General features: G+C 37.7%; 29 protein-coding genes and 1 riboswitch. Of the genes, 17 read left to right on the top strand and 12 right to left on the bottom strand.

Going from position 1 to position 25,769, the window contains the following annotated elements; translation table 11 throughout:
• From JW794_05590 to JW794_05575, 4 genes are all read right to left on the bottom strand, one after another.
• The gene (locus JW794_05590) at positions 1–963 is read right to left on the bottom strand and encodes a hypothetical protein (GenBank protein MBN2017584.1); all 963 of its coding nucleotides are present in this window, start codon (positions 961–963) and stop codon (positions 1–3) included.
• Positions 964–966: 3 nt separating this feature from the next.
• A complete protein-coding gene (locus JW794_05585; GenBank protein MBN2017583.1) occupies positions 967–1,317 on the bottom strand; it encodes a hypothetical protein in 351 nt (116 codons plus the stop codon).
• 66 nt (positions 1,318–1,383) lie between these two features.
• On the bottom strand, positions 1,384–1,839 hold the full coding sequence (locus tag JW794_05580) for a carboxypeptidase regulatory-like domain-containing protein (protein MBN2017582.1): 456 nt from the start codon (positions 1,837–1,839) through the stop codon (positions 1,384–1,386).
• Between the two features lie 240 nt (positions 1,840–2,079).
• Complete coding sequence (locus tag JW794_05575) at positions 2,080–3,774, bottom strand: AMP-binding protein (protein MBN2017581.1); 1,695 nt, start codon at positions 3,772–3,774, stop codon at positions 2,080–2,082.
• A 228-nt stretch (positions 3,775–4,002) separates the two neighbouring features.
• Here JW794_05575 and JW794_05570 point away from each other — a divergent pair, with 228 nt between their 5' ends.
• From JW794_05570 to JW794_05560, 3 genes are read left to right on the top strand one after another with little or no spacing between them, the layout of a single operon-like run.
• Positions 4,003–4,521 (top strand): RNA polymerase sigma factor, encoded by a 519-nt coding sequence (locus tag JW794_05570; GenBank protein ID MBN2017580.1) that lies wholly within the window; start codon positions 4,003–4,005, stop codon positions 4,519–4,521.
• Between the two features lie 2 nt (positions 4,522–4,523).
• Positions 4,524–5,105, top strand: a complete 582-nt coding sequence (locus JW794_05565; GenBank protein MBN2017579.1) for a hypothetical protein — start codon at positions 4,524–4,526, stop codon at positions 5,103–5,105.
• A gap of 13 nt (positions 5,106–5,118) precedes the next feature.
• Positions 5,119–5,619, top strand: coding sequence for a hypothetical protein (locus JW794_05560; GenBank protein MBN2017578.1), 501 nt, complete (start codon positions 5,119–5,121; stop codon positions 5,617–5,619).
• 3 nt (positions 5,620–5,622) lie between these two features.
• Here the strand turns inward: JW794_05560 and JW794_05555 are convergent, their stop codons facing one another.
• Together JW794_05555 and JW794_05550 are read right to left on the bottom strand one after the other, a co-directional pair.
• Positions 5,623–6,375: a segregation/condensation protein A gene (locus tag JW794_05555; protein ID MBN2017577.1), complete on the bottom strand. Its 753-nt coding sequence runs from the start codon at positions 6,373–6,375 to the stop codon at positions 5,623–5,625.
• 2 nt (positions 6,376–6,377) lie between these two features.
• On the bottom strand, positions 6,378–7,004 hold the full coding sequence (locus JW794_05550) for a site-2 protease family protein (protein MBN2017576.1): 627 nt from the start codon (positions 7,002–7,004) through the stop codon (positions 6,378–6,380).
• A gap of 130 nt (positions 7,005–7,134) precedes the next feature.
• Here JW794_05550 and JW794_05545 point away from each other — a divergent pair, with 130 nt between their 5' ends.
• From JW794_05545 to JW794_05530, 4 genes are read left to right on the top strand one after another with little or no spacing between them, the layout of a single operon-like run.
• Positions 7,135–8,673, top strand: a complete 1,539-nt coding sequence (locus JW794_05545) for an AMP-binding protein (GenBank protein ID MBN2017575.1) — start codon at positions 7,135–7,137, stop codon at positions 8,671–8,673.
• A 23-nt stretch (positions 8,674–8,696) separates the two neighbouring features.
• Positions 8,697–9,425: a signal peptidase I gene (gene lepB, locus JW794_05540; GenBank protein MBN2017574.1), complete on the top strand. Its 729-nt coding sequence runs from the start codon at positions 8,697–8,699 to the stop codon at positions 9,423–9,425.
• A 30-nt stretch (positions 9,426–9,455) separates the two neighbouring features.
• Entirely contained in the window at positions 9,456–10,577 is a 1,122-nt protein-coding gene (gene hemW, locus JW794_05535) for a radical SAM family heme chaperone HemW (protein ID MBN2017573.1), read from the top strand.
• Positions 10,578–11,858 carry an asparagine synthetase B gene (locus JW794_05530; GenBank protein MBN2017572.1) on the top strand — a complete coding sequence of 427 codons (1,281 nt, stop codon included), beginning with the start codon at positions 10,578–10,580 and terminating at the stop codon, positions 11,856–11,858. It begins immediately after the preceding gene.
• Here JW794_05530 and JW794_05525 read toward each other — a convergent pair.
• The 3 genes from JW794_05525 to JW794_05515 are packed head-to-tail and all read right to left on the bottom strand — an operon-like array spanning position 11,847 to position 13,976.
• Positions 11,847–12,665: an A/G-specific adenine glycosylase gene (locus JW794_05525; GenBank protein ID MBN2017571.1), complete on the bottom strand. Its 819-nt coding sequence runs from the start codon at positions 12,663–12,665 to the stop codon at positions 11,847–11,849. The genes JW794_05530 and JW794_05525 overlap by 12 nt on opposite strands.
• The gene (locus JW794_05520) at positions 12,637–13,242 is read right to left on the bottom strand and encodes a phosphatase PAP2 family protein (protein MBN2017570.1); all 606 of its coding nucleotides are present in this window, start codon (positions 13,240–13,242) and stop codon (positions 12,637–12,639) included. The genes JW794_05525 and JW794_05520 overlap by 29 nt, the downstream gene beginning before the upstream one ends.
• A gap of 11 nt (positions 13,243–13,253) precedes the next feature.
• A complete protein-coding gene (locus tag JW794_05515; protein ID MBN2017569.1) occupies positions 13,254–13,976 on the bottom strand; it encodes a hypothetical protein in 723 nt (240 codons plus the stop codon).
• A gap of 58 nt (positions 13,977–14,034) precedes the next feature.
• On the opposite strand from JW794_05515, the gene JW794_05510 reads away from it, so the two are divergent.
• The 8 genes from JW794_05510 (at position 14,035) to JW794_05475 (ending at position 20,506) form a co-directional block, all read left to right on the top strand.
• On the top strand, positions 14,035–14,586 hold the full coding sequence (locus JW794_05510; GenBank protein MBN2017568.1) for a PTS sugar transporter subunit IIA: 552 nt from the start codon (positions 14,035–14,037) through the stop codon (positions 14,584–14,586).
• On the top strand, positions 14,587–15,807 hold the full coding sequence (locus tag JW794_05505) for a cation:proton antiporter (protein MBN2017567.1): 1,221 nt from the start codon (positions 14,587–14,589) through the stop codon (positions 15,805–15,807).
• 18 nt (positions 15,808–15,825) lie between these two features.
• Complete coding sequence (locus JW794_05500; GenBank protein MBN2017566.1) at positions 15,826–16,140, top strand: hypothetical protein; 315 nt, start codon at positions 15,826–15,828, stop codon at positions 16,138–16,140.
• 3 nt (positions 16,141–16,143) lie between these two features.
• Positions 16,144–16,629, top strand: coding sequence for an HPP family protein (locus JW794_05495; protein ID MBN2017565.1), 486 nt, complete (start codon positions 16,144–16,146; stop codon positions 16,627–16,629).
• A 72-nt stretch (positions 16,630–16,701) separates the two neighbouring features.
• Positions 16,702–17,133: a hypothetical protein gene (locus tag JW794_05490; protein MBN2017564.1), complete on the top strand. Its 432-nt coding sequence runs from the start codon at positions 16,702–16,704 to the stop codon at positions 17,131–17,133.
• Positions 17,134–17,518: 385 nt separating this feature from the next.
• Positions 17,519–18,292 carry a hypothetical protein gene (locus JW794_05485; GenBank protein MBN2017563.1) on the top strand — a complete coding sequence of 258 codons (774 nt, stop codon included), beginning with the start codon at positions 17,519–17,521 and terminating at the stop codon, positions 18,290–18,292.
• A 178-nt stretch (positions 18,293–18,470) separates the two neighbouring features.
• A riboswitch (cobalamin riboswitch) is annotated at positions 18,471–18,671 on the top strand.
• Between the two features lie 67 nt (positions 18,672–18,738).
• Positions 18,739–19,566, top strand: coding sequence for an ABC transporter substrate-binding protein (locus tag JW794_05480; GenBank protein MBN2017562.1), 828 nt, complete (start codon positions 18,739–18,741; stop codon positions 19,564–19,566).
• On the top strand, positions 19,559–20,506 hold the full coding sequence (locus JW794_05475) for an iron ABC transporter permease (protein MBN2017561.1): 948 nt from the start codon (positions 19,559–19,561) through the stop codon (positions 20,504–20,506). Before JW794_05480 ends, JW794_05475 begins: the two co-directional genes overlap by 8 nt.
• Before the next feature lie 46 nt (positions 20,507–20,552).
• On the opposite strand, the gene JW794_05470 is transcribed toward JW794_05475, so the two are convergent.
• The 3 genes from JW794_05470 to JW794_05460 are packed head-to-tail and all read right to left on the bottom strand — an operon-like array spanning position 20,553 to position 22,788.
• A complete protein-coding gene (locus tag JW794_05470) occupies positions 20,553–21,188 on the bottom strand; it encodes an iron-sulfur cluster assembly scaffold protein (protein MBN2017560.1) in 636 nt (211 codons plus the stop codon).
• Positions 21,188–22,369 (bottom strand): cysteine desulfurase, encoded by a 1,182-nt coding sequence (locus tag JW794_05465; GenBank protein ID MBN2017559.1) that lies wholly within the window; start codon positions 22,367–22,369, stop codon positions 21,188–21,190. Before JW794_05465 ends, JW794_05470 begins: the two co-directional genes overlap by 1 nt.
• 11 nt (positions 22,370–22,380) lie before the next feature.
• Positions 22,381–22,788 (bottom strand): Rrf2 family transcriptional regulator, encoded by a 408-nt coding sequence (locus JW794_05460; protein MBN2017558.1) that lies wholly within the window; start codon positions 22,786–22,788, stop codon positions 22,381–22,383.
• 64 nt (positions 22,789–22,852) lie between these two features.
• Between JW794_05460 and JW794_05455 the strand changes: the two genes are divergently transcribed.
• Together JW794_05455 and JW794_05450 are read left to right on the top strand one after the other, a co-directional pair.
• On the top strand, positions 22,853–23,644 hold the full coding sequence (locus JW794_05455; GenBank protein ID MBN2017557.1) for an ABC transporter ATP-binding protein: 792 nt from the start codon (positions 22,853–22,855) through the stop codon (positions 23,642–23,644).
• Positions 23,625–25,769 (top strand): TonB-dependent receptor, encoded by a 2,145-nt coding sequence (locus tag JW794_05450; protein MBN2017556.1) that lies wholly within the window; start codon positions 23,625–23,627, stop codon positions 25,767–25,769. Before JW794_05455 ends, JW794_05450 begins: the two co-directional genes overlap by 20 nt.

Raw genomic sequence — 25,769 nt, 5'->3', positions numbered from 1 at the left:
CTATTTTATAAATGTATATCTTACGCCACAAACCACATTATAGGAACCAAAATTCGAAGAATCATCTAAAATAAAATAAACACTGGTATTTGAATAAACAAATATATGATCAGTAAGAGGGTAATCTGCATAAAGAGATAATTTTATTCCATTTTCCGTATAAGGATGTTCTTCTGCAAGGTTATTGTAAATCTTATGATGATAGGACAGTTCGGGTTTCATGAGCAAATTCTCAAGATAAATCGTACCGCCCAAATAAACGGTATAGAGATCATAGGCAAATGTATCATATAAATCTGAGTTCATATAAATAAGTGAATCATTTGTCGTTATATTTTTATTAATAAAAAATCCATATTTCAGGCCAATATTGCGCTTTATGCTTTGTGTTACATATATTTCTGAGCTTGCCTTTGAAAGTGCTATTGATGGATCAGAATAATTGTTGAAATACCGATAGCTGAAATCGAAATAGGTATGTAGTGCCGATCGTCTAAAAAAGTGTTTATAAAGAAGATAGAGTGTATTATCTATGTGGTTGAAAGTGTTATAATCCCAAAAAGTAGAATACTTGAAAACATCTCCATATTCTATAATTGATTGAGGATTATCAATTGTTCGAAATATCTCTCCACTGATCATTAAATAATCACGATATTGGGTTCTACCATCTTGATAATAGATATGTGTGCTAACGCTGAACCATGGGAAAAATATCTCACCTAATAAAGAAATATTACTTTCTGATTGTGTTGTATCTAAGGGAACTGAATACTGGGTTTGTGCATCAATATAGTAGCTATCATTAATCAGTTTTAACGTTCCTCCCAATATTCCTTTACTTTCTGTCATCAGATCGACATCTTGCTGCGCAGAACCTGAAATATAAACATCCCCTTGAACATTCAAGCCAAGAAGCATCGTTGGAATGAGAAAAATAATCACACCGACAAGGGCATGCATCAATCATTGACCTCCATTGTGTCTCTGTGTCCCGTGCTGTCCATTTCCGTTATTTCCTCTTCTCTCTCCGTTTTCCAAGCCAAATTCACACTGGTTTTGCTGGTTATATTTATATGATATCATTCTATAATGACGGATTTTTTGATTGTGTGATATCATTCCTTTATTTCTTAAAGTTCTGTTATCACAAATACCATCACCATCTTTATCAACAAAGAAATCGAATTCCTGACCGTCATCCTTTTCAATGATCACTATTTGATCATTAGTAACAGGTACGTTGGTAGAATCAGCCGCAAATATAAAACCTGTGAGTATAAGTATAAAACAACCAGTTAATATTATCGATTTCATGAAAACTCCTTATTGAGAAAATAAGGACGGGACCGAAATCCCGTCAATATTTCTCATGTTGTACACCTAAAAATTGATCAGATGTCTTACTTTTAACTGCTTTGCAGAGCCTGTCCCGTTGCAGCCCTCAAGTGCAAAATCGACAACATTTACATCTTCAGTGATGGTGATATCTTCAATAAGAGTTGGCATATAGGTATGAGGTTTTAATGCACGAGCTTCATAACTGCCTTCTGGTAAATCAACGATTGAGTAATAACCGTTTGCATCGGTCGTTGCATTATAAACATTAATGCCATAACCACCATTATTGCCGCCGTTATTACCATTGTTTCCACCATTTTGACCATTTCCATTTGTTCCGCCTTCTGGGCAGTCTCCATCAAGAAAATGAAATCTAACAATTGCACTTTCAATTCCTTCACCGTTTTCAGCATCTGTAACATAGCCCTCTACCGAGGCTGCAAATATGATACCAACAGTGAGCATCAAAATACTTATGAGTGCGACTAACTTTTTCATGTTTTCTCCTTTCATACATGTCTATTCGCAGCCACTTTTTATGCGAAAATCGTGCCAAAATTTATTTCATTCCAAATCATTATTGCCGTAACCTTCTTCTATTTTGTTTGTTATGCGTTTAAAAATTATTTTACCATCAATTTCTTTCAGAATATTATGCACAAATATAGTGCATGCTTCTAAGTAGAATTGTGCAATCTTTTCGTCAAATCTTGGTTTTATGAATAAACAACAGCTCGATCAGTTTGTGTAAAGATAGCGTTTGATCTTCTTGGTGGGTGTTTTTTCAAAAGGTTCGGGCTGTTCGATCATCCTTGATATTCTTGAAAAGGTCGAAACTTTGCTATTTACTTCATTTCTCAGATCTTCAAGCATGGCTTCAACCTTTTTTGCGATCTGGGTTTCAGTTAATTTTTTATGCTTGAACTCAACATCAAGCTCCTCATAATTTAAATGAACACGAGCAATAAGCTGCCCGTTTTCCTGATATACAATGGATTCCAACACGTTATCATTCTGGTTGATCCACGATTCGATCTCTTCAGGATATATATTCTCTCCACTCGGTCCCACAATAATATTTTTCAATCTTCCAATAATATATAAGTATCCTTGTTTATCCATATAACCAAGATCGCCAGTCTTAAACCAACCATCTTTTGTTATCACTGATTTTGTTCGCTCGGGATCTTTATAGTATCCTCTCATGACATTTGGACCTTTCACCCAGATTTCGCCTTCGTTTGTTTTAGGATCAGGGTCGTTAATTTTAACTTCAACTTCTGGAATGATTATACCGGTTGATCGGAATTTTGTATTTTTCACTCCGCTTCCTGCGATCAACGGTGATGTTTCCGTAAGTCCGTAACCAATTGCATAGGGAAATTTCCCTTCTCGAAGGAATTTTTCGACTTCGCTATTCAATCCTGCACCGCCAATGCCAAAGAATTTCAGTTCTCCACCAAAAAATTTCATGACTTTCTTGGCTGCGACTTTGTGTAATTTCTTGCGTAAAGCCGGCACTTTCATGATAGATCGAATCAAACCGCTTTTAGCAAGCTGAGGTGCAATTCTCACTTTGTATATCTTTTCGATAACAAGAGGTACGGTGAGCATCATTGTGGGTTTTATTTTTTGAAGAACCGGAAGTAACACTCTTGCCACAGGTGGTTTATCAAGATAATACACTGCTGCACCTGCTATAAAGGGTATCAGGAATCCTATTGTAAATTCATAGGAATGCGAGAGCGGTAAAATTGATAAAAGTCGATCCTCTGAATTGACATCCTGAATCTTCAACGTGGATTCAGCATCAAAGATTAAATTTTTATGTGTTAACTCGACACCTTTTGAATGTCCTGTCGTTCCTGAAGTGTATATTATTGATGCGACATGATCTTCGGTAATCGTCTGCATCTCTGGATACAGCAGTTTCATCGCAGAATCACGCAGTTTTGTATATTCAATTTCACCTTCTTTCAGAAATTCTTTTAACTTGTCCAGCGCTGTATTTGGTGGGATAATACTGAAATCATCGATATGGAAAATCGTATGCAGCGTTTCGAGACGTGCATCTTCAAGTTTGTTATAGAGCTCTTTTGAAATGAAAATCGCTTTAGCATCTGAGTGCAGCAGTATGTGATGGATCTCATTTGCGTGAAAATCTGGGAGTAAAGGAACTGCGATTGCTCCAATAGTAGTTATTGCAAAAAAGGCAATACCCCATTTCGGTTTGTTCTCTGAGAGAATTGCAACCTTCTCCCCTTTGGTAATTCCTCTTTTTTGTAATATTTTTGATAAAATCTCAACTCTTTTTCCAAATTCTTCATAGGTCACAGGTTCTCCTTCAACCATTGAGACTGCGATGTTGTTTGGGTATGTTTTTATTGTTTTGTTGAAAATATTACCGAGAGTTTTTTGTTCAGAATTTTTCATAGTTTCCTTATTGTCTCCATGAATCTATTTTACAAATATATTGTAACCATGTGAGCACAACTCCTTCAGTGGGTTTTATATGAATATTTCTGTCAATTTATAATGCACACAATTTCCTTGCTATAAGAAAACTGCTCTCTCTATTTTGTTCTTAATATGAAAAAAACCAGTTTGAGATTAAACTTTTTTACTGCTTTTACGTCTAAGCTAATAAACGAAAATTAGGTCATGGAATCTGTTCAGCTTAATACACTGATTGAAGAAAATTACCAGATGATCTTTTTGCTTGCTTTAAAGATGTTGAAAAACTATGAAGACGCAGAAGATGCAACACAGGAGATTTTTATAAAAGTCTATGAAAATATCAGTTCATTTCGAAAGGAATCAAAATTTACGACCTGGGTTTACAGGATCGCACTCAACCATATTTATTACATGAACAGTAAAAAAAGTAAGGATTTGAACAACATACCGATTGCTCACGAAGTGCGAACGCAGGTTGATACCAATCCTGCTACTGTTCTCCAGGAAAAGGAATTGTTTGATTCACTCGAAAAGGCAATTGAAGCCCTCTCACCAAGGCAGAAAGAGATTTTTGTTATGCGTTATTATAATCAGCTGCCTTTTAAAAAGATCGCACAGATCCTCAAAAAAAGTCTCGGCACAGTGAAGAGTAGTTATTTTTTTGCCATGCAAAAGATCAAGAATGACCTGCAAGATCAGCATATGATGGATTTTCAGGAGTAACGATGAGATGTATTAAAAAAAATATTTTACTCGATTATTTAAGCGATGAGCTATCATCTCAAAAGAAAAAACATATCGAGAAGCATATCTCTGTATGCCCACATTGCAGACTTGAGGTTGAAGAATGGAAAAAAGTCCTTAATCTGACTGAAGAATTTGTCTCACAGGACATAAAAAGGCATCCCGTTCCTCCTCATGCTCATATCATGCAACGATTTGAGCGAATACCTCAAAAAGAAAAACATTATTTCTGGAACTGGGCTTGGGTAAAACCGGCAATAGCAACCGCTGTGGTTCTCTTTGCAGCACTCATGATATTCTTCATGCCTCACCGTGCAACTGACACGACGGAATCTGATTATTATGTCATCGATAATGTAACATATTCGGAAACTGTTTCTCTGAGTGACCTTTATCTTGATGATCTCGAATCTATGTATCTCGAAGAAATATGCGAGAATGAAGAGTTGACTAACGATATTCTTTACGGAGATTGGCAACACTATGACGAGATCCTTAATAATCTTGATCAGGAGGAACTTGAGAAACTTGTAAATGAATTATATAAAAGTAATGTTACCTAAACGAGGAGTATATATGAATAAAAAACTTGTTCTAATTGTTATTTCGATCTTACTTATTTCCGGTATCGCATATTCACAGCCCGGACACTTTCATCCAATGGGAGATCAAAAAAAGGTCATTTTGCAGCTTAGAAACCTTGAGCTTCTTAAAGCTCTCGATCTATCTGATGAGGAAAGCGAAAAAGTACTTCCAGTTATTAAAGATATCGATCTTTTGATGGAAAGCTCTTATGATACCCACAAGATGGTTGTGAAAAATCTAAAGGATGGGCTTAAAGCCGAAAACAAGAAAGAAATTACCAAAAATATCGATCTTCTCATTACCCACGAGCACGAAACAAATACTAAACGAGTTGAACTCTACAAAAAACTTCGCAAAACTTTGGGGGAAGAAAAATTTGCTGAATATCTCATCTTTATGGAAAGTTTCGGAAGAGATCTTCAGGATAAAGTAAGGATGCTGAGAGATGGTGATAAATATCCTGACAAACCAAAGGAAGGACGAAATAAATAAATTCTAATCTTTAGGTCTGTTTATATGTATATCTGAAAACTCGTTACTCTGAAAAACTGTAATCCTCTTTCTTTTGATCATTTCGAGAACAGCAAGAAAGAAGGCAATGATCTCAGTCCTCCCACAATTTTTCACAAGATCTGAAAAAAGTATCTTCTTCTGCCTTCTCATGAGCTTGGCCAAATCCTCGATCTTAACCTCCACTTTATACTCATCAAGAGAAATATCCTCAGCAATTTCCTGGGGCTTCAAAATGATATATTTTTGCAATACTTTTATAAGATCATACAGGTCGACATCCTTTTGTTCCAGCTCATATGTAACAGCAGATTGCTGTATCTCTTTACGAACCTCATCATCCATTGACCGGTACACATAATACCTGTTTTCATCCGCAAGTTCTGAGAGTATGCCTGTTGTTTCCTTCACCTTTTGATATGCAAGCAGATTGTTGACGAGTTCGGTTCTGGGATCTTCCTCTTCTTCCTCAACCGATCTCGGCAAAAGAGAACGCAGCTTTATCTGTATAAGCGTTGCTGCCATCTCCATGAATTCACCTTCGATAGAGATATTCAGGTCCTCCATCACAGCAAGATATTTCAGATACTCTTCCAGCATGAAAGCAATGGGAATATCATAGATGTCGATCTTGTGCTTCCTGATAAGATAGAGCAAGAGATCAAGCGGTCCCTCAAAATTAGGAAGTATAATCTTATACGATTCGTTTTGTTCTTCTTGGATTGCTTCTTGTGTCATAATTATACGGAAACGCCTGTTAGTAACCGAACAAAAAATCTGATTGGAGGAAGAATAACTCCACCAACAATATTCAATCCAGCAAAATTGCTTATCAAAATAATTGCTATGAACAGAATCATGCCTTTCCGTTCAAACTGTTGATATTTGAAATACAGTCTATCCGGTAAGAGTGCGCCAAATATTTTTGAACCGTCGAGTGGTGGAATAGGAATCAGGTTAAAAAGACCAAGAGCAATATTAATAAAGATCGTATAAAAGATGATAAGAATAAAAACATTTTGAGGAGCTGTTGGAGAAAAAAGGAGATTGAAAATTATACTGAAAACGATTGCGCTGATGAAGTTAGCAAGAGGTCCTGCAAATGATACAATTGCAGTATCCCGTTTAAAATTCTTGAAGTTATACGGATTGATCGGTACCGGTCTCGCCCATCCTATCTTTGCAATAAAAAGCATGATCGTGCCGATTGGATCGAGATGTTTTATAGGATTAAGCGTCAATCGTCCTGCTCGTTTTGCGGTATCGTCTCCAAGCTTATATGCAGCATAGCCGTGTGAAAATTCATGAATGGTCAGTGCAAAGAGCACGGGAAAAATCATGATAACGAACTGCTGTAAAATATTCATATAAGAAATGTAAGCGTTGCATACACCGTGTCAATTTTTTCCACATTTAACTCGTAGATGAAAATATTGACATTACAAATACCCTCTTTGATTGTTGCTTTTCGCATAAATAAGCCTGTAAGGAGTTTCTATGCAACTACAACAAGCATTTATTGCTACGGCAAAAAAATACTCAAAGAAAATTGCACTATACGATCAGGCAACTGAAAAGGATTTCACCTATGATAAATTACTCATTGCATCTCTAATTCTTTCAAAAAAACTTTCAGTATATCCTGAACCCCACATCGGAATAATGATCCCCACATCTGCAGGATGCATGCTATCCATACTTGCATCCCTCATCATTGGAAAAATCCCTGTCATGATCAATTATTCAACAGGTGCTGCAAATAACTGTATCTATGCTCAAGAAAAATGCAGCTTTAAAACGATAATAACCAGCAAGAAATTAATGGAAACCCTGAACATCGAGTTTGTTCCGGGTATGATATTCATCGAGGATATTCTTGCCACGCTCACGACCGGTGATAAGATCAAGGCTGCTCTCCGATCCAAACTCCCAACGGGCATGCTTCAGAACTCTGTTCATCACGGCAGCGAAGACGAAACATCGATCATTCTGTTTACCAGTGGAAGTGAAAAGGATCCAAAAGCTGTACAGCTTACACATAAAAATATCTTTCATAATGTTAAATCCTGCACCGAGGTTTTTGAGTTTTCTCATGAGGATATATTCCTGGGCAATCTCCCTCTCTTTCATGTTTTTGGACTTACGACGAATCTATGGATACCATTAATTGTTGGATCAGCTGTCGTCACCCATGCAAATCCTCTTGATTACAAAAAAATTGTGGACTCCATCATCAACTATAAGATAACCATTATGATCGGCACACCTGCGTTCTTCTTTGGTTATTTCAGACGATCCAAGCCCGGCGACTTTTCTTCAGTACGAATCGCTGTTGCAGGTGCAGATAAGCTCACTAATCAGATACGCGAAGCATATCAAAAACATCACGGCATCGAACTTCTCGAAGGTTACGGAACAACAGAAACAAGCCCCGTTATCTCAGTAAATCTTAAAGAAGCGAATAAACCCGGCAGTATCGGTAAACCAATTCCCGGTGTTCAGGTAAAAATCTTAGATAGGGAAACAGACGAGGAATTACCTCGCGGTAAAGAGGGTAAGATTGTCGTGAAAGGTGATCTTGTTATGAAGGGCTATTATGGAGATCTCGAAGAGACCTCACTGCGAATTCATAACGGGTGGTACGATACCGGTGATATGGGTATCCTTGATGATGACGGATTTCTCTGGCATCGTGGACGTCTCCGCAGATTTGTGAAGATCGGTGGTGAAATGGTATCACTTGTAAAGGTCGAAGATGTGCTTAATAAACTACTTCCAAATGATGTTGTGTGCTGTGTCGTCGATGTTCCAAATCCAACAAAAGGCGCTGACATTGTTGCTGCTCTCACAACAGCAGAAATTGATTTTAAGAAAATCAAAAAGCAAATGGCAAAAGAGCTTCCCTCTATCGCAATACCAAAAGAATTCCATGTTATTGAGGATATTCCGATGATGGGAACTGGAAAAGTCAATTTTAGGGAAGTCGAACAGATCTGCCGGGAGTATCTCGATAACGGCAAAAAACATAAATCATAACAGAAAAGATTAGGACGAACTGAATGGCAAAACCAAAAGACATAAAAGCTGATAAAAAAGGTAAAATGAAGAAAAGATCTGCACTCCGTGAATGGATTGAAGCAATCGTTTTTGCGGGTATCGCTGCGATCATTATTCGGACATTTATAATCGAGACATTTCTTATACCGTCAGAATCCATGGAAAGCACCTTTCTCAAAGGGGATCAGCTTATCGCAAATAAATTCGTGTATTGGTTTCGAGAACCAAAGCAGTTCGAGCCCGTCATCTTTAAATTCCCATTTGATCCATACGACCCGGAGCCTACAGACCGCTATACCAAGCTGATCCGTCCGATTTATTGGGATAAAAAGAACTTCTTCTTCAAATTCTATAAACGCCGGGATTTCATTAAACGAATCATTGGTCTACCCGGAGATACAATTCAGATCATCGATAAGAATGTGTATGTAAATGGAAATTATGTAAAAGAGAAGTACGTTCAGCATACTGATTTTCGTATCATACCCCGCGAACAGGGACGCCTCTACATCAACAATGAATTTATGGGAAGCAGGGATAATTTCGGGCCTGTTGTTGTGCCTGATAGCTGCTACTTTGTAATGGGAGATAATCGAGATAACAGCAATGATTCACGCTACTGGGGTTTTCTCGAAAGAGAATATATTAAGGGTATACCTATGATCATTTACTGGTCGATGGGAGATCATCATAAGATAAGGTGGAATAGGATACTCAAGATCCCAAAATAAATCCTGCTTACTTTATTTAAATATTTTGCTGTGAAAGAAATTTCAATCTATATTCATATACCATTTTGCCTTCAAAAATGCAGCTACTGTAATTTCTATTCCATCGCATATGATACACAAATTGTTGAGAAATACATGAGGGGATTGATAAAAGAGATTGGGAAATTCAAAGGAAACGATTACATCGTAAAATCCGTGTATTTCGGTGGTGGAACTCCATCGTTGCTTTCTTTTTTTCAACTATTCCCTATCATTTCTAAGATTGCTCATACTTTTCATATTGATAAAAATGCAGAAATAACACTCGAAGCAAATCCATCCACGATAAACCGGATAAAAGCTCAGGATTGGAAAACGCTGGGCATCAATCGAATAAGTATCGGCGCGCAGTCCTTTCATGATAATGAATTGAAATTACTTGGCCGCATTCATTCTGCTGAAGAAATTGAACAAGCAGTGGAATGTGTTGCTGAATATTGCACGCTAAATTATTCACTCGATCTGATGTACGGCATTCCGGGGCAAACCTGCGATTCATGGAGAAAAAGTATCTTGCGCGCGATTGAGCTTCATCCTATGCATATTTCATCATATTGCCTTTCTGTTGAGAAAAACACTCCTCTTTATAACATCAAAGATCAGCTTCCATTCCCTGATGAAGATTCCCAACGAGATATGTACTATTCTATGATTTCATTTTTGGAATCTCATAACATCCAACAGTATGAAATATCTAATTTTGCTCTTCGAGGATATGAATCACAACACAATACTTCATATTGGATGGGAAAAGAGTATGTTGGTTTTGGTGCTTCAGCTCATTCTTATTACAATATGACCCGATACGCAAATATTTCTGATGTAAATCGCTATATACATTCGATACAAAATGAACTTCCGATCGTAAAGAGTAAAAAGGAGATCCCTACTCGAGAATATATCTCAGATTTAATATTTCTTGGTCTGAGAATGAGAAGAGGAATTTCATTGTCCTCAATAAAAACACGTTATGGATTTGATCTTGAAAAAGAATATAAACACACGATTGAGACATATTCAAAACTTGGATATTTGACAATTGTGGATGATCACCTGAAATTAACCCGTAAAGCACTCTTTGTGTCTGATGAAATATTAAGAGAGTTCGTATAAATGAAAAAAACAGCACTTCTCGTATTCATAATTTTATTACCAGTATTGGGCTGGTCAGATATTCTCATTCCGATGGACTTCTCCCAAACCGATCATCTAAAGTCATATGGGATTGTATATAATGCTCTTGAAAACGGATATGACGGCAAGTGGCTGTTAAATTATAGGGATGGTTCATTTCTATTACCTGAATCCGAAGACATCGAATCTCTGTGCCGCCTAAGAGGTGTGTCTTACGAATTGGTTTCTCCAATGGACTATCTTGCGATCGAGCAGACGATCCAGAAATCGAACATGGATGTTGTACATCTTGAAAAAGCACCAAAGATTGCAGTCTATACATTGCCGGAAAGCAAAGCCGGGCAGGTAAAGGGATTTGCAGGAGAGCCATGGGATGATGCTGTCACGCTTGCACTTACGTATGCTCAGATACCGTATGATACGATTTATGACATAGAAGTGTTACAAGGAAAACTGGAAGAATATGATTGGCTTCATCTTCATCACGAAGATTTTACCGGTCAGTTCGGTAAATTTTATGCAGGATTCCACAGCACAGACTGGTACAAGAAGATCAAGGAAATCGATGAAGAGCTTGCTCGCGAACTTGGATTCGCAAAGGTCTGGCAACTCAAACAAGCCGTTGTAGAGATGATCCGGGAATATGTTCGAAACGGTGGATTTCTTTTTGCGATGTGTGCTGCGACCGACACCTATGATATTGCACAAGCTGCAGCTGGTATCGATATCTGCGATGTACCCTTTGACGGTGATCCTATCGATGCTCATGCTGAGAAAAAACTCGACTTTGATAGAACCTTTGCATTTGAAAACTTTACCCTAGTTAAAAATCCATACGAATATGAATTCTCAAGTATCGATGCAAGCAATTATGCACAGATAAGAGGAGCAGAAGCAGACTATTTTACCTTATTTCAATTTTCTGCAAAGTATGATCCAGTACCGACAATGCTGACACAATGTCATGTTAATGTTGTGAATGGATTCCTCGGACAAACAACTTCTTATCACAAGGAATTTGTTAAGAAAAGTGCCATAATTCTTGGTGAGGTAGAAGGTGCTAATGAAGTAAAATATCTCCATGGAAATTTTGGAAGAGGAACATATACATTCTATGGCGGACATGATCCTGAGGACTATCAGCATAGGATCGGCGATCCCCCAACACTATTAGAGTTGCATAAAAACTCTCCCGGCTACAGACTCATCCTCAATAATATCCTTTTCCCAGCAGCTAAGAAGAAAAAACTAAAGACCTAATACCCCGTTTTTGTTTGTCTTGATCAATTTCTCATTGACCATATCCCTAACGATTCTTTGAACTCTTTCTGTATCTTCATTAAGTATTCCCGCAACATCTTCAATCGTTATTTTCTGCTCTTTAAGCAAAATATCAAGCAATCTTCCGCGTATCTGCCTGTCCGAACCCTCAAATTTTGACTGTTTATTATAGTGCCTGCTGCGGTTATTGAGATTTCCAATTTCCTTTTTAAGAAAAGCGCCGTAATCCATGAGTGCAGAATACCATTCCCGTGCATGCCCCTTATCATATGTTTGATTGAGCAATTCGAGAATTTCATTATCATGAATGTCGTCCTTCTCTTCAAAGAAGTAATGTATATACACCGTCCTGATATTAGTTTCTATAAACAGGACATCTTTATTATATGCGAATGCAAGCAAAGAACGTGCTGTTGCTTTTCCAATTCCGGGTAACGATTCGAGCTCTTCTGCTTCACCTGGTAAAATCCCGTCATGTATCTTTTCGATTGTTTTCGCACACTCATGTATCCATTTTGCACGACGATTATAACCAAGTCCTTTCCATACGCTCAGGACATCGGGGAAAGCGCTTTTTGCGAGTGTTTCAAAATTTGGGAAATTTTTTATAAATTCATTATATTTTTCTATTACTCTATCCGTTTGTGTTTGCTGGAGCATTATTTCCGAAACAAAAATACAATATGGATCATCAGTATTTCGCCATGGAAAATCCCTTTTATGCGCTGTATAAAATGAGTATACTTCTTTTTGAAACTCAGCTTTCTGGCTTGGAGTTATCTTCATTTATTGTTTTCTTTTTCATATGATGTTTGACAAGAACTTCTAACCTGCAATAAGCCAAATACACTACGATACCCAGGATCATGCCAAATACCGCACCTCCAATGATATCAAGCGGAAAATGAACACCCACATAAATGCGTGAAAATCCGATTAAAACAGCAAATCCAAAGAAGTATCCGGCGTATTTATTGTAAAAACACGAAAAAACCGTTGCTGCCGTGAACATATTCATGGCATGGTTGGAGGGAAATGAGAATGACGTTTTCATACCAATGAGAAAATTACCCCCATCTACAAAAAATTCAGGATGGCACGGACGGTATCTACCCACAAGGGCTTTTATTATCCTATAAGCAATAAGATCAGAAAGGGCAACTGCTATGACAACAACCACAAGTACTCCAATCGCTCTTTTCTTTTCCTTAATGACAAAGAAAATAAGTGCGATGAGGATAACGATCAGCCAGTTTCTCGGCTCTGTAATGACAGGAAATATCTTATCAAAAAAACCGTTGGATAGTGTTTTATTAAAGAACAGAAAGACCGATCGATCTGCCTGCAAAAGGAAATGGAACATTAAAAAGAAGGTTAGTTAATGTGACACTCTTCGATTATAGCAATTTTCGATGATATGGATGCAGTTTCTTTAAAATGCTCATTTGCTGCGCCTTGTTTCTCCGAGATAAGCTTTGCCTTGCATGTTTTCCCTGCAAGTTCAGTAAAATTATCGGGCGGTATTGTATAACTTCCTGTATCAACACTGTCTTCCGGGATATCTACATATACAACTCCGACATCATCTCCGTCATCGTACGAAAATTCTATACTCATAGGATAATCCTGAATAACCTCTTCCCATGTTACCTGCACGCTATCTGTATGATTAAAAGTAGCAGGAATATTGAAGGTATGAAGTTCCTGGAACTGGGTTCTGATTGTTGAGTCATAGGTATCGCCGTTACTCATTGTTACGGTGATCGTATAATTTGTATTTAAAAAGATTGGATAGTTTCCACTTGTTTCATAATAGGGACCACCCGTAATTAAGTATTCAAGTGTAAGATTTGTGCCGTTTACAGACACACCGCCGTCCATGATCTTAACAAGGTTCAAATTTTTATCGAAAAGGAATGCTATTGCCTCTCCCGTGGTTGTTTTAGTATTATCCAACGTCCTTTCAACTGATAGGGTTGGAGAAATTTTTGAAGGATCGTTAAGGGGTTCATCCGAAAGGGGTGAATCACATTGCGTTAATAATATTGAAGATATTATAAAAAATATTCCAAGTAATAATCTACTATACTTTTTCATTGCCTGCTCCTGATTTTTCTTTGAGCACATTTTACTCATATATTTGGTCAAGAAATTAATGATTAATAATTCTCTCTCATTTAATTCTTTGACAATTATTTGTCTTCATAAAAAACAAGCAGAAATATCATGCAGGGACGGCTATTCTATGAAGAACCTGATTCAAATTCATAAATACCTCGAACCGGATCGTATTATCGATATAATTTCCGATAACAAAGACGAAGCGCTGAAAGAACTTTCAGGAATAATATGTAACAGCGAACTTATTACTGACCCAAAACTATTTCTTAAGAAAATTTATGACCGGGAAAAACTAATGAGTACCGGCATTGGATATGGCATTGCTGTTCCCCACATACGTGACAAATCCATACAGGATTTTGTTATCGCACTCGGCAGAAAAGTAGAAGGGCTTGAGTATGAATCCATAGACAACAAACCGGTTTCTCTCATATTCATGATCGGTGCTTCGGATACGCAGGACAAGGATTATATTCGCCTTCTGTCCCGTCTTGTTCTTCGTCTGAAAAACAGATCATTTGTACAAAAACTCCTCTCTGCTCAATCTCCGCAAGACATGTATTCTCTTATCAAAACGCAGGATTAGATGTATACAACTCATTTCATTTTTATTTTTCTTGGAATATCACTCATTGCTGCGCTTATCTTCTCGAATGGTGCAAAACTTCTAAAATCACCACTTATTGTAGGTTATATTATTGCTGGAGCATTGCTTGGTCCAAGTGTTTTTAATTTTATTTCCTATGAACAGATTAGGTCACTCGAGATCATTAATGTCGTTACACTATCGCTTATCGGTTTTGGTATCGGTGGTGCGTTAAGATGGAGTGAAATAAAAAAATTGGGAAAAGTTATTATTTATACGCTGTTTTTTGAATCCTTTGGTGCGTTCTTTTTTGTTAGTATTGCGTTGAGTCTCCTTCTTAAAAGCATCCCACTTGGACTTATTTTCGGCGCACTTGCCGTTGCCACAGCTCCAGCAGCTACAGTGGAAGTTGTTCGTGAGTATAAAGCAAAAGGAACATTAACAACAACACTCTATGCAATTGTCGGATTGGATGATATTCTTGCGCTTGTTATTTATATCATCATTATGCCGGTTGCATTAATCTTTCTTGGAGATGTGCACACGAGCACAGCATCATCCATTCTTTCTGCACTGGGTACAGCTGGTCTTGAAATGTTCCTCTCCGTTATTATCGGAGTTGCAATTGGATTTCTTATGATGCTGGTGAGTCAACGCATACATGACCGGGTCAAACTCCTCATCTTTTCGCTTGGCATCATTCTTCTAAATTGCGGCATTGCTGAGATTTTGAAACTTTCTCCCATCCTTCTAAACATGGCTATGGGAATCGTGGTCATCAACTCAAAACCGATCAATGCCCGGAAAATATTCACTGCCCTCGGTGATTGGTCGCCACCGATCTATGTTTGGTTCTTCGTACTTGTCGGTGCCCGTCTTGACCTTTCATTATTGATAAAATTCGGACTTCTTGCAATTGTCTATATTCTCGCACGTTCTTCAGGCAAATGGGTAGGTGCTTACGTTGGCGGTTCGCTCTCCCACGCAACAGAACCTGTTCGGAAATATCTGGGATTCTGTCTTCTTGACCAGGCAGGTGTTGCGATCGGATTAGCTCTAGCAGCATCCAAGACCCTTGAAAATCTTGGCATGTCACTGTATGCGAACCAGATCATCAGCACCGTTACTGCAACGACGTTTCTCGTCATGCTTGTTGGACCGATATTTCTTAAATGGGCTCTATTCAAATCGGGAGAAGCCCTTGCAGACAGAGGAGATTAATTTTTATTAGGTGACACTATGTATATGATATTGCAGCTTTACAAAGTAAAATACTTAGATGATATAATGATGGCTCTGACAGAAGCCGGGGTCGAAGACACTATTGTTCTCAGCGGAGAATCCTTGAGTCATAAATTGACTTTCAGCATGCCGCTATTCGCTGGTTTTAGAAGTACATTCGGCGACGAAAAGCAATTCACAAACCTCATCATGGCCGTAGTCGATAATACTCAAATTGATTTTATGTTGGAAGAACTTAAACGGTCGGATGTGAATTTTGTTGACGATGGAATTGGAAATATCGTATTACTTCCAATAGAAAAAATAATTTAGACTATGAGAAAAACATTTAGAAAAAATAAAACTGAGCTAGCCCAGCACTGGAAAAACTATCTCTTTCAAAGCCTTTTCGCAACTGTTTCAGTATTTCTCATTCTCATCATCCTCAAATTCAGCAATGCGATCGTGATCGCTTCTATCGGTGCAACGGTCTTTATTGTATTCGCTATGCCGAACAGCGTTTCCGCACGTCCCAGAAGCATAATTGGTGGACATCTTACGGGTTTGCTCGTTGGTTCTTTGATATCCCTTATACCTTTCTCGTCTTTCTATATTGAGATACTCATACTTGCTGCATCGGTTGGAATTTCGATGTTCATAATGGTCATGATAGACTGCGAGCATCCTCCTGCATGCGGAACTGCACTTGGTATAGCTTTGATAGGATTTTCATGGGAGATAGCTTTTGCTGTTGTCATATTCTCAATACTACTTGCTGCTATCCACGATATTTTCAAGAATGTAATCCGCGACCTTGTATAATTTAAATGATTGGTAAATGATAGGGCATTTCATATTTTGAACAAAGCAAAAATTAGCTATAAGGAAATTGATATGAAAGTAATAAATAAGGCTCAAAAAGAACGAGAAGAATTTTTATTTGTGCTTCTGGAATACGCTTCTAAAAAGGAGGAATTCAATCCACATTTTTACAAAGAGGAAATGCTAAAAATACTTAATTTTGATGAAAGTAAATTTAATAAAATACAAAAAAGTCTAGGAGATGAATATTGTTCTTTTGTTGATCGTATAGACTGTAAGGACCGTTATAAAATTGATACAAGCAATTGTTGGAAACTGCATGATAAATTTAAAGACTGGAGACTGAATAAGTCATTAAAAACTCTTACAATAACATTATTAGTAATAGCCTTAATAACATTAGTAGTAGCATTACCTTCAGCTATTGACACTTTAGATACATCTTCAGGAAAAATACAAAATCAAACCATTATGACTCATGAACATCCAATCAAAAATCAATAATTAGACGCCCTTAGCTTGAGATTATATAAAAACCTTTGTCATACTCCCGGATGGAGTAATTCGTAGCATAATCGAAAGTCTATTCCTTAAAACTTTTTACGTTTCATTCTAGAATTTTCTCAATCCACTTAAGACATGCACTCCCATAAAAGTACTTTTGATAGTCTATCAAGTATTGCATTAATACTCGCTATGTATAGTATACAAAATTTTTTGTGTAATATAAAATATTGACAGGGAAATTATGAAATATTTCTTTAATTTGTTGTAATTATTATTGAATAATATAAGTGTGTTATGAATTGTGAATATTTTAAGATTATTGTACTTTTTGTACTATTAATAAGATGATATACTACAGAAAAAGAATAGGAAATTACTATGTTTGGATTTTTTTAAAAATATATTCTCTAGTAATAAAAAACAATCAAAAATTGAATTTGGCGTAAAACTTGTTGTTAATAATGAGATAAATCCTGCTAGAGAGAAGTTAAAGAAAGCTACAATCCTAAAAAATGAAAAAAAGTATGATGAAGCTTGTAAAATACTGAAAGAGGCATTCTCTTTAAAGGGATCTAATGATCTTATGATTAAAGAACGCCTGAGGCTTCCTATGTACTTACAACTAGCTAATAAAAACGATGAGGGGTGGAGAATTCTAAATGAACTCAATGTTAAATTTGTAGATGTCTTTTCACAAGCAGAAATTGCTAACCAAATGAGAATTTTTCTTCAAAAAGAAAAGAAATATACTCAAGCTATACTATTCTCTATTTGGAGTATATGCAAAGAAGTCGAACGTGATAGATGTAATATACGAGGAAGTGTTGAGTTTGCAGACCAATTGGCTTCAAACAAGCGGAAATATAAATTTCACCAAGATGATAATATTGAAAAGGTATATGGAAAAACTCCGAAAGGAAATCCAATAACAGATTATAATTACAAAATATTTGTTGACCGAATTAACGATAATATCTCAGTAGATGGTGTAAGTTATCGAATATTACCCCTTTTAAAAAAGTTAAATAAAGATAAATTATTACCGAGCTTATCTAAATCCATATCTGAATATTTAAATTCTTCAAAAGTTTATAACCTTAATAAAATAGGAGAAGTTATAAACGAAATCTTATTAAAAGAAGATAATACCTTTTAAAATTACAAGGTAATTCACGACAAATTTGCTTCACAATAACTTCCAAAATTTCTGTGTTTTCTGTTATTTAAATAGTAACATAAACAATATCATACTCCTGAAAGATTTCTTTTCACAACCAAACTAATATCCCAAGATATTTGACAACCATTCTTCATATCTTTCCAATCCAACTATAATAGTGTGTAATATATAAGGTGCTTGTGTGCGTGCTATTGGCATAATACCAAGAGGGAATTCCGTGAAAATCGGAAGCGGTCCCCGCCACTGTAATCAGCATCTTCAAGAGGAGACGTCACTGATCCCGATCAATTGGGAATGGGAAGGCATCCTCGTTTCGCTGTAAGCCAGGAAACCTGCCTTATGTATTAGACGATTATTTTTCGGTGGAAGAAATAATTCTCATACAATGAGAACCCAATTTCCACCGAGATTGGGTTTTTTTCATGAAAAAAAGTATTATCCTGGTTTTTCTAATCTTCATGCTGAGTTGTACTGGCCGCCAACCTGTAAATGCACCACATCCCCGGATTGTTGTGCTATCTCCCGAACTGGCAGAGATAATCTGTGTGCTCGGTGCTGAGGAACACATAATCGGTATCGTGCTGGAGTGTGACTACCCGGATGAGTTACATGAAATAAATTCTGTTGGCAGCTTCAGCTCACCAAGCATCGAAAAGATCGCTGCACTAGAACCGGATGCAGTACTTTGTACAGGTATGGAACAGGAGATACTATCCCATCAACTTGAGAAACTCGGAATGGAGGTTTTTCGCTTCTTTCCTTCATCATTAACATCATTATACGAAACAATAGTCTCGGTAGGTGAACTTCTTCATCATGACCAAGAAGCTGATTCACTTGTTCAATACATGCAGCAGAAAATCGAGAAAATTCCAAAACTAACCAATAAGCCATCCGTTTATATTGAAATATACAACAAACCTCTTATGACTGCGTCTTCAGGTTCCTTTGTTGGAGACCTTCTTCGAGCAACTGGTCTTGAAAATATCTTCCCTGAATTGCCGCGAGAATACTGTGCTGTCTCATCAGAAAATATCGTGAAACTCGATCCTGATATTATTATCATCACCTATCCGAATGCAACAAAGAAGGATATCACAAGCAGGCTTGGATGGCAAACCATCTCAGCAGTAAAGACAAACAACATATACACAACAGAAGATATCGATCCTGATCTGCTCCTTCGAGCTGGTCCGAGAGTTGTACAGGGCATTCAAAAACTTTCAGAATTGTCTAAGCAAAATGAATAAAAAACTTTACCTTGTTTTTGCTTTTATAGCACTCCTCATTGTCGTCTTTATATCGTTACAGATCGGGGGAAGTTCAGTAAATCTTTTTTCTCTATCAGAAATCGGCAGAAATATTCTTTTCAATATACGTCTTCCGCGAATTCTTCTCGGTATTGCAGCAGGACTCATTCTTGCATCGACCGGTGGTGTGCTTCAGGGCATGCTTCACAATCCTCTTGCAGAACCTTATCTTCTTGGTATTTCTTCCGGTGCAGCACTTGGCAGCATCATCGGGCTTCTCTTAAAAAAAGTTTACCTTATGCCCATTTTCGGTTTTCTTGGTGCACTTGTAACAATGATACTTGTCTGGAAGATAGCACAAAAACAAAGGCACGTAGACAAAACCCGACTTATCCTCTCTGGTGTGATCGTCAACATGTTCTTTTCTGCGATCATTGCATTTTTGATGAGTGTTTTTCATAAAGACCTGGCGCAGATTTTCTCAATTCTTATGGGAAATCTTGGATTTATTTTCTCACATTCCAATGCTTTTCTGCTCTGGATTATTGTTGGATGTTCAATCGTCGGAGTGGCTGTTCTCTGCTTCTTTTCTGTAAGACTAAATGTCCTTTCAATGGGAGATTATTCAGCAGAAACGCTCGGTGTAAATGTCTATAAAACGCGAAAGTATCTTTTTATTCTCACTTCATTCCTCGTTGGTATAATCGTATCTTTCGTCGGGATTATCGGCTTTGTTGGTTTGATCATTCCGCATATAGCGCGTCTTTTGATCGGGTCGGATAATCGTTACACGCTTCCGCTTTCCGCTCTGCTTGGTGCAACATTCCTTGTTCTGTGTGATACTATAGCACGTTCTGTGCTTGTAATCGAAATCCCTGTTGGGGTTATTACCGCACTTTTTGGTGCACCGTTTTTTGTATATTTGTTAAAGAAAAAATAAATCGTTCTTTTTAGCTATATAGTGTGTTGATGAGCATCCGGTTTCGCTATACGAGCGAAATCTTCACTGATGCAATATCCGGAAATTTCTCCATACGTTCGTTGATCTCATGTTTCAGGTCATCGATAAAGGGATCATCCTTCTGGATTGCCAGCTCAATCAGTACATTCTTATTGTCATCGATGCCTACATACTTGAGCAGCCTTAAGCTTACGATGTCTACTCCGACTTTGCCATAGATCACTTTCTGTAATTCTTTTACGAGATTCTTCTTTGTAAGATTATCATCGAGCTCTTTGCCAAGATGTTTGTGTTCCCAATCCTTTATCGCAGAACGAAGTGCATCGACAGCAAGGACTGAGCAGTGCATCTTAACGGGCGGGAGACCACCGAGTTCTTCAGCCGCCTGTTTCCAGGAGATCTCTTTTGCTTCCTTCAGTGTTTTACCCAGAGCAAGGTCTGTTATAATCGATGCTGTTGCAATATTAGAAGCACATCCATAGGATTGAAATTTAATATCTTCAATGACCTGCGTTTCTGGATTTACCTTCAGATAAACGGTTAACTGATCACCGCAAGCGGGACTCCCCTCTGTGGCAGACGCATCAGGTTTTTCTAATGTTCCCACATTATGAGGATTCTTAAAATGCTCGATCACCAATTCCGAATATTTGATAGCCATTATTGCTCCTTCTTACCAAGGGGACTTCTTCTACGAAGTTCTTTTGCTGTTTTCTCAAGCGCATCCACGGTTTTAAGAATACCTTCCTTTGTCACAAACCGATCCAGCGTAAAACGTACTGACCCATGTGATTCCTCATGAGTTCTACCCGTATTCATCAGAATATAATTTGGTTGCAGATTTTGTGAAGAGCATGCTGAACCTGTCTCGACATGGATATTATCAAAATCGAGCATCATCATGATGGCTTCACCTTCAATGTATCTGAAGGTTATATTCAGATGTGCCGGACTTCGTTCTCCCAGCGGAGGTCCATTCAAAACCACGTCAGGAATTCTTCTCATTATCTCATCATAGAGCAACTTCTGGAGTTCCCTGTAATGTGCTATCTGTATATCAAAATCAGTGAATGCTAACTCGACTGCTTTTGCAGCTCCTACAATACCCGGAATATTGATCGCACCTGGTTTGAGCTTGTACAACCGTACAATGCCAAACTGCGTCGGAATGATCTTCGTTCCTTTTTTGACATAGAGAATTCCCATGCATTTGGGTCCATTGAATTTATGAACTGAAATAGAAAGTGCATCGATTCCAAGCTCATTCACATCGAGAGGGATTTTTGTATAAGCTTCGCATGAATCCATGAAAAGGTAGATCTTTTGATCTGCCTGGTCAAGTATATCCCGAATTGCTTTTGCATCCTGTATTGTACCAAGAATATGATTGATGTGCGTAAATGCAGCAAGCACGGTATCAGGTCTGATCGCTGCTTTCAATTCTTCAAGGTTCAGATAGCCGTCCTTATTTGCAGAAATATAGGTTCCTTCAAAGCCCTGTTTTTCCAAGCCCTGAAATACAGCCAGCACTGATGGATGTGAAACAGTCGAACAGATGAAATGCTTTCCCCGATCTTTATTTGCCTGCATGATACCCTGGATCGCAATATTATTAGCATCAGTACCACCAGATGTGAAGGTTATCTCTTCCGGTTCAGCATTCATCGAATCTGCAACCCGTGCCTGTGCATCTTCAATTACTTCAGCTATCTCTGTTCCAATACTTGTAAAAGAACCCGGATACCAGTATTTATCCGTCATATAAGGCATCATAGCTTCGAGTACTTCCGGTGCAAGTTTGGACGTTTTGCAGCTATCGAGATATACTTCCTTTTCGCTCATCACACACTCCGCTATTTTTCAAGAAAATCAGCTAAAGTATAAGAATCAAGAAAGTCATTAATATGAGTATTAAAATTATTCCAAAAATCCTGGAACGAGCATTCATCAACAAACTCACAGAGTTTTTCGCTCTTTCGGTCGTTGCAACTGTGAATATTTGTTCTTCCATCAACTGCCTTGATAATATCTTTTGTCGTTATCTTCGAAGGATCTCGGCTGAGTCTGTATCCTCCCTTGCGCCCTTTAACAGATGTAACAATGCCTGCCATCCTCAATCTTCTGAACAATTTCTCAAGATACTTATGAGGAATTTTTCTCGCTGTTGCGATTTTAACAATAGAGTAAGGATATTCTTTATCCTGGTATGCAAGTTCCTGAAGAGCTCGCAAACTGTAATCGGTGTCTATCGATATTTTCATTATGACCTCCATGATCATATTTTATTAAAACATACAAAACAAGTATATTAACGTCAATAAAAAAATGATACTTATTTCTGATTTATTTTTTGCATATACGGAAAATCCAGTTCTCACGGGCATTTCCTTCGATGTCGATGCTCATGATTTTATTGGTGTGATCGGTCCGAATGGCGCAGGAAAATCAACACTCCTGAAATGCATGTGCGGGTTTTTAGATACATACAAGGGAAAAATTATTATTAAAAACAAACAACTTCATGCATATTCTCATCTTGAACGAGCAAAGCAGATCTCAGTTGTGGTTCAGCAACCTCATTTCGAATTTGATTTTACGGTCATGGATGTTGTTCTGATGGGAAAGTATCCCTATCTTGGTTTCTGGCAGAATTATACACAGGAACATATTGCGCAAACTGAAGCTATCCTACAGGAACTTGGCATTGAACATCTCGCAGATAGATATCTCAGCGAATTAAGCGGAGGAGAATTCCAGCTTATTATGATAGCGAGAGCTCTCAACCAGAATACAGACATTCTTCTTTTTGACGAACCGGCATCCCATCTCGACATCCATCACCAAATCGGCATATACTCGCTTCTTAAAAAACAAAATGTAATTCAGAAAAAGACGATCCTCGCAGTCTCCCATAATATCAACCTTGCTGCCGAATTCTGTAACAAGATCCTTATCCTCGATAAAGGAAGGATAATCGCATACGGAAAAACAGAAGACATATTGAGGAAAGATATTCTTAAGACTGTTTTTCATGTGCCAATCGAGGTGACGATAAATCCTTTTACTGGCAAGCCAAATGTACTCTACAATTATGCTCATGAGACTGATAAAGTGTAAATTTCTCTGCCTAATTCTCTTTCTCATTATACCTTCGATTGTTTTCTGCAGGGTAAGCTCCAAGATAGGTGGGAGAATTATATCTTTAAAAGACTACAGCTCGATACCCTATGTGTGCATTGAAATAATTAAAACCGGTGAGATAATTCTTACCGATGAGGAGGGATGTTTTAATATCGATCCACATCCATATAAAGAATCATTGGAATTATCACTATCAAGTATTGGATATAGAAATAAACATTACATATTTGAACCGAAAATTCGTTATGCAATTATTGGACTAGAACCTGAACCGATAATCATTCCAGGTATGACAGTCAAGAGTAAAAAAGACAATGTGCTGACGCTTTCACAATCCAATATCTCAGTTATCCTTCCAAAAGGCACCACTGTTTTGGAAACCGAGGAATTGATTGCTCAACATCCTGATATTATTCTTGAAGAAAATGCAATGGGCGAAAAATCGATACGAATCATGGGGTATAAATCGCGGCATGTTGCTCTTTTGGTCGATGGAGTAACGGTAAATAATCCAACGATGAATACGCTTGGGACTATTCCTCTCGAACAGATCGATCACATAGAAGTGCTTTCGGGTAATGCATCGTCGGTATCCGGAAATGCTGCAATGGGGGGAGCGATCAATTTTGTGACAAAGAATCCTAATAAAGAATTTTCTTACGATACCACGATCTTTGCAGGCAGTTGGGATAATTATTCAACCAATCTTAATATCAGTGTCCCTAACCAAAGAATTTTAAACAGTATTAATTTCTATGCGCATAAAGGGTCTAACAATTTTCTTTATTACAACGAGCAGGAGCAAAAGGATATTCGGCGCATTAATAATGATATCACCGAAAGCTCTCTCTCGACCAAAAATGTGATTTTATTTTCACACAACATATCTTCGACCTTAGCATTCCAATGGTATATGGCGGAGAGAGGTATTCCCGCTCAGTCGACCGATTATATGTGGTACAAACATGCACGAGCTCAAGCTTCACGGATCAATTTGAAAGAAAGTATCCAGATTGAATCTGATGAAACTAAACATGATTTTGTGCTCTCCTATCAACATGCAAACAGTCAATATCTTAACGATATCGATAACGTCTTCTTTGCATATAACTCAGAAAATAGTTCTTCAATTTTTGATGCTGCATGGCAGCTGGATCATCTTCTCGGATCGTGCAGCTCCCGACTAAAAACCGGATACAGGCATGAAACATATTCCTATCACGACAATCTTGATCCTTCCCAAACCATATCTTTAAAAACCCGTAATAATATATTTGCATCTTATGAAAGTTCGATACCCATACTTCTTTCGCGTAGCAGCATTTCAGTCATTCCATCATTACGATTCGATACTTTGATAAATGAAAATTCATTCCTCTCTTCTAATGTAACAATAGAAATACCTCGTAATCCTGAAGAATTCCAGCTGACACTTTCTGGTGGAAATTCATACACAATGCCCGAATTCACGTCTCTTTTCTGGAAAGGAGATTCTCGCGTGCAGGGAAATCCCGACCTGAAACCAGAGAGATCGTTTGGCGGTAAAACAATCATAAGGTGGAAATCAAAGAAATTTACTTTTGAGATGACCGGATCGTACAATCGTATCGATGATCTGATATATTGGTTCAGAAGCGCGATGGGGGTCTGGAAACCTGAAAATCTTGCCGATGCAGATTTGTACGGATTTTCTGGATCGGTTGGTTGGAAACCATTTGAATTTCTTTCACTTTCAATGAGTGGCTCAAAAATTTTCCCTATAAATAAAACCACGAACAGTGACCATTATAATAAGGATATCCCGCATAATCCTCTGCACAAATTGAACTCTGAAATAGAAGTATCACTTCTTCCTATCGAACTCTCTCTTTCAATTACCAATCTCGGCAGGCAATATGACAATTTCAGCAATACTGTTACCGTTGACGGTTACACGGTCTGCAATGCAGGAATCTCTTGCCAGGCAGCACTTTCCAAGAAATTCACTTTGCAAACCCATTTCAGCATACGTAATTGCTTCGATGAATCCTATGAATCATCCAGGAACATCCCTGCGCCCGGCAGAAGTTTTGGGTGCTCCTGCAAACTCATATATAAATAG

Source organism: Candidatus Cloacimonadota bacterium, from assembly GCA_016932035.1.
GTDB lineage: Bacteria > Cloacimonadota > Cloacimonadia > JGIOTU-2 > JGIOTU-2 > Celaenobacter.
Note: the sequence above shows the minus strand (reverse complement) of the source record. Positions and strands in the feature narration are given on the sequence as shown.